Below are 4,732 nucleotides of genomic sequence, written 5' to 3'. Positions count from 1 at the left end.
GACGATCAGCGACACGACACCGGAAGCCGACGATCAGCGACACGACACCGGAAGCCGACGATCAGCGACACGACACCGGAAGCCGACGATCAGCGACACGACACCGGAAGCCGACGATCAGCGACACGACACCGGAAGCCGACGATCAGCGACACAAGACCCGAAGCCAGCGATCAGCGACACAAGACCCGAAGTCAGCGATCAGCGACACAAGCCCGCGGGTCGACGCTCAGGGAATGGACAGCCCGCCACAGTGCGCCAAGTCGGCCGCCGCGACGCCGAGGGCTCGGCGGTCAGCCAAAGCCCCGTCCGCGTCCGGTGCGGCTGGCAGTGCCCCAATGACACCGCCATCACGGACCGGCAGCACCCCTCACCGAACCAACAACCGCCGCAACCCCGAAGGCGTCTCCCCCGTCAACGACCGCACCGTCCGCGTCAAGTGCGCCTGATCGGCAAACCCCAGCGAAGCCGCCAGCGCAGTCAGTCCCACCTCCCCCTGCTCGATCCGATCCAGCGCCTTCCCCACCCGCACCCGGTTGCGATACCGAGTCAGCGAAACCCCGACCTCCCGCGAGAACACCCGCGAAAGCCGGTACGGCGACACCCCGAGCAGAGCGGCCAGCGGCAGCAGCCCACCCGGATCGTCGTCGTGAACAGCCGCCCGCGCCCGTCCGACGAGCGCCTGATCCCCAGGCGACGACACGACCGCACCCCCGCAGGCACCACCCAGCAACCCGACCAATCGCTCCGCCAGAAGGTAGGAGTGATCACCGGACCGAGCAGCGACCAGCAGGCGCCGGTGCGCCAGGTCCACAAGGGAATCGACGTAGACGGTCGACCGCGCACCCAGACGCAACGACTCCCACAACCCGGCACTTAAAGCGATCGCCGTGCACACATCTCCGCCCGCCGGGTGGGCGAAGTGCTCCTCCTCGTCCGGCACACCGAGGTAGGCGAACGTCGGGTCGACGTCCACCGGACCGGCCCGCGTCCGTCTGCGGAACCGGCCACGTCGCACGAGAACGAGGCGGTAGACGGAGGGCACCTCCGCAGGATCCGACCAACACACATGGGAGTCCCGGCAGGTCACGGCAGTGATGGCGAAGCCCGGCCCGGACGCGAGAGCAGTTGTGGTGCGCATGTACTGGAAGCTACGCCGGGGGTCTGACAAAAACGGGCGCAAGGATGTTCAAGGACCACAGCAAGACCCGGACCAAGCTCAGAGACATGACACAACTCAGCACGTTCGTGATCGACTGCGCCGACCCGAGGAAGCTCGCCGACTTCTACAAAGCGGTACTGGGGTGGGAGATCACCTACAGCGACGACGACTTCGTGTACCTCGGCGACCGCCTCGCGTTCCAGCGCGTCGAGAACTACCGGGGCCCGAGCTGGCCGGACGACGCGAAGCACGCACACCTCGACCTGAGCGTCGAGGACCTGAAGCAGGCCGAAGACCTGATCAAGTTGGGTGCGACCAGGCCAGACTTCCAGCCGGGCGGCGACAAGTGGGTCGTGCTGCGCGACCCGGAGGGGCATCCGTTCTGCCTCACCACATCCAACTGAACCCCGGCGCGGGTCACGCGTCCTAGGTACATGGACATGACCAACGTGACCCGCGCCGGCGCCGAGCTGGTGTTCGCGTTCATCACCCCCGCCGGCCGCCCCGTGCCGGTGGACGTGGAGCTCGCCTACCGGGCCGAGGATCCGCACGCCGTGTCGATGACCTTTCGCATGGCCGAGCAGGAGACCACCTGGCTGGTCAGCCGGGACCTGCTCGCGGACGGGCTGATCACCAGGAGCGGCGGCGGGGACGTGCGGTTGCGTCCGTACACCAGCGAGATGGCGGTTCTCGAGCTGTGCTCGGACAACGGCCACGCGGTGTTCCACGTCCGGTCCAGCGAGTTGCAGGCGTTCCTCAACTCGACCTACGACGTCGTGGCGCCGGGACGCGAGTCCGACCACTTCGATTTCGACGCCGAACTGCGCCGCCTGCTCGCACAATAGACATGTGCGCGTCGTCGCGGTCGTAGTCGCCCTCGTCGCCGGGGCCAGCGTCAACTTCCCCGTCGACAAGCTGGAGCGCGACCCGGTCGCGTTCGTCGTCGGCAAAGATCACGAACTTCATGTCCTGAACCACGGCGCCACGGACGACGACCTCAGAACCAGAGCCGACAAGCTCTCGGACAGTGCCTGGTCGTTCTTCCGCGGCACCTCCCCGCTCTTCTACCGCGATCTCGCGGAACTCCCGCCCTCCCGGTACGCGACGGGCGGCGACGACATCTGGCTGCTCGGCGACCCGCACCTGGAGAACACCGGCGCCGACAACGGTCAGTTCGCATTCAACGACACCGACGACTCCCGCCGGGGCTCCTGGACCTGGGATGTCCGCCGCGCCGCCACGTCCATCGTGCTCGCCGGCCGGCACGCCGAACTGCCCGCGGACGAGATCAGGGCGCACGTCGACCGGTTCGTCGGCGACTACGCCAAGTGGGTGCAGAAGTTCCGCGAGGACAACGAGGAGCTCACCTGGCGGCTCACCGAGAAGAACAGCGAAGGCCTCACGCGCGAACTGATCGACAAGTCGGACAAAGACACCAGGGCCAAGTTCCTCAAGAAGTGGACCAGCGACGGGAAGCTCAAGGGCGACGAACTCGAAGACGTGGACCAGCAGACCAAGAACGACATCGCCGACGCCCTCAAGACGAACATCAAGGACATCAAACGAAGGACCCGCGCCGGCACCGGCAGCCTCGGCCGGTTCCGCTGGTACGTCCTTACCGACGACCAGATCCTCGAGCTCAAGCAGGAACCTGATGGCGGACAACGCCCGGCCCAGACGCTCGGCTGGCTGGTGAACGGGTCCGCGGAAGCGACGTGGGTGACCGTCGGTACGGTGCCCGTGCTGGTCAAGGAGAAGTCGCCGTTCGCCGAGGACCTCAGCATCGACGACCTCACGAGCTTCGAGGACTGGGACAACTCCGCCCGCGACCTGGCCCGGCTGCTGGCCGCGGCACACACGCGCGCTGACAAGGACATTCCCGGCACCGGCGTCAACTACGACGCGGACGCGGCGATCGACGACGCGATCACGTCCATTCCCGGACTGCGCAAGGAGACCCGCGAGTTCGCGACGCGGTACGCCGACCAGGTGGAGCGGGACTGGCGCGCGTACAAGCAGGCGCACGACGCCGGGCGGCCAACCTTCTGATCGTGTTTGGCCCGTCTTTACCGGCGGGGAGTAGGCATTCCAGGCATGACCGCGTTACGGAGACGGACCTTCATCCTCGGAAGCCTCACCGGCGTCGGCGCCACCACACTCGCCACGAGCAGCGCCAACGCGATCAGCTACCCGTTCACGCTCGGCGTCGCCTCCGGCGAGCCCGCACCGGACGGGTTCGTCATCTGGACCAGGCTCGCCCCCAGCCCGCTCAACGCCGACGGCCTCGGTGGCATGCCGAGCACCTCGATCAGCGTCGAGTGGCAGGTCGCGACCGACCGGAACTTCACCCAACTCGTCCGCACCGGCACGTTCACCGCCGTGCCGGCCAGTGCGCACAGCGTCCACGTCGAGGTCGGCGGCCTGCAACCCGGCCGCGAGTACCACTACCGCTTCCGGGCGGAAGGTCACATCTCCCAGACGGGCCGGGCGCTCACGGCCCCGCAGCCGGGCACCAGCCCCGCGCTCACCATGCTCTTCACGTCCTGCTCGCACTTCGAGGCCGGCTACTTCACCGCGTACCGGCGGATGGCCGAGGAGAACCCGGACCTGATCCTGCACCTCGGCGACTACATCTACGAGGGCGCCGCGAGCACCACGTCGGTCCGCAAGCACGCGCCCGCCGTGGAGATCAGCACGCTGGCCAACTACCGCGTGCGGCACGCGCAGTACAAGACGGACCCGGACCTGCAGGCCGCGCACGCCGCCGCGCCGTGGCTCGTGGTGTGGGACGACCACGAGGTCGAAAATAACTACGCCAACCTCGTGCGCAACGACAGCTCCCCCGCCGGTGACTTCCGGGCCCGACGGGCCGCCGCCTACAAGGCGTACTACGAGCACATGCCGCTGCGGGCCGCGCAGGCACCGGTGAACGAGAACCTGTTGCTGCACCGGCGGATCCGGTGGGGCAGCCTCGCCACGTTCCACCTGCTCGACACCCGGCAGTACCGCGACGACCAGGCGTGCGGCGACGGCACGAAGGTCTGCCCCGAGGCCGACAGCCCGACGCGCACGATCACCGGCACGAGCCAGGAGTCGTGGCTGCTCGACGGCATGCGGCAGAAGCTCGGCACGTGGGACTTCCTCGGCCAGCAGGTGTTCTTCGCCCAGAAGCTGGCGAGCTCCGACGGCGCCAAGAGCATGGACTCGTGGGACGGCTACACGGCCAACCGCGACCGCATTCAGAAGGGCTGGGACGCGTCCGGCAACCGCGGCACCGTCGTGCTCACCGGCGACGTGCACCGCAGCTGGGCCAGCAACCTCATGCTCGACTACCGGACCCAGGACAAGATCATCGGCACCGAGCTGGTGACCACGTCCGTCACGTCCAGCGGTGACGGCAACGCGGCCGAGACCTCGCCGCAGCCGCTCAACCCGCACGTGAAGTTCTACAAGAACCAGTCTCGACGGGTAGTCGAAGTGGCGTGACCAGCGTCTTAGGCCTTCCCAAGATCATCCGGTACAGATCGGGTACAAAACTCGTCGGACAGGCTCGCAAACGCCGCATCGACG

General features: G+C 67.7%; 5 protein-coding genes. 4 read left to right on the top strand and 1 reads right to left on the bottom strand.

Going from position 1 to position 4,732, the window contains the following annotated elements; genetic code table 11:
• Nucleotides 1–370: 370 nt before the first annotated feature.
• Complete coding sequence (locus QSK35_RS42495) at nucleotides 371–1,045, bottom strand: helix-turn-helix transcriptional regulator (protein ID WP_352244207.1); 675 nt, start codon at nucleotides 1,043–1,045, stop codon at nucleotides 371–373.
• Between the two features lie 182 nt (nucleotides 1,046–1,227).
• Between QSK35_RS42495 and QSK35_RS42490 the strand changes: the two genes are divergently transcribed.
• From QSK35_RS42490 to QSK35_RS42475, 4 genes are read left to right on the top strand one after another with little or no spacing between them, the layout of a single operon-like run.
• A complete protein-coding gene (locus QSK35_RS42490) occupies nucleotides 1,228–1,566 on the top strand; it encodes a VOC family protein (RefSeq protein ID WP_285754130.1) in 339 nt (112 codons plus the stop codon).
• 36 nt (nucleotides 1,567–1,602) lie between these two features.
• Nucleotides 1,603–2,007, top strand: a complete 405-nt coding sequence (locus QSK35_RS42485; RefSeq protein ID WP_285754129.1) for an SsgA family sporulation/cell division regulator — start codon at nucleotides 1,603–1,605, stop codon at nucleotides 2,005–2,007.
• Between the two features lie 4 nt (nucleotides 2,008–2,011).
• Nucleotides 2,012–3,211 (top strand): DUF2252 family protein, encoded by a 1,200-nt coding sequence (locus QSK35_RS42480; RefSeq protein WP_285754128.1) that lies wholly within the window; start codon nucleotides 2,012–2,014, stop codon nucleotides 3,209–3,211.
• 45 nt (nucleotides 3,212–3,256) lie between these two features.
• Nucleotides 3,257–4,648, top strand: a complete 1,392-nt coding sequence (locus tag QSK35_RS42475; RefSeq protein WP_285754127.1) for an alkaline phosphatase D family protein — start codon at nucleotides 3,257–3,259, stop codon at nucleotides 4,646–4,648.
• Nucleotides 4,649–4,732: the final 84 nt, after the last annotated feature.

Source organism: Lentzea sp. NBRC 105346, from assembly GCF_030269605.1.
Taxonomy (GTDB): domain Bacteria; phylum Actinomycetota; class Actinomycetes; order Mycobacteriales; family Pseudonocardiaceae; genus Lentzea.
This window is presented reverse-complemented; position numbering and strand designations above follow the sequence as displayed.

Coding starts and splice junctions, on each gene's coding strand:
- QSK35_RS42485 (WP_285754129.1), top strand. CDS start 1,603: ATGACCAACGTGACCCGCGCCGGCGCCGAGCTGGTGTTCGCGTTCATC.
- QSK35_RS42475 (WP_285754127.1), top strand. CDS start 3,257: ATGACCGCGTTACGGAGACGGACCTTCATCCTCGGAAGCCTCACCGGC.
- QSK35_RS42490 (WP_285754130.1), top strand. CDS start 1,228: ATGACACAACTCAGCACGTTCGTGATCGACTGCGCCGACCCGAGGAAG.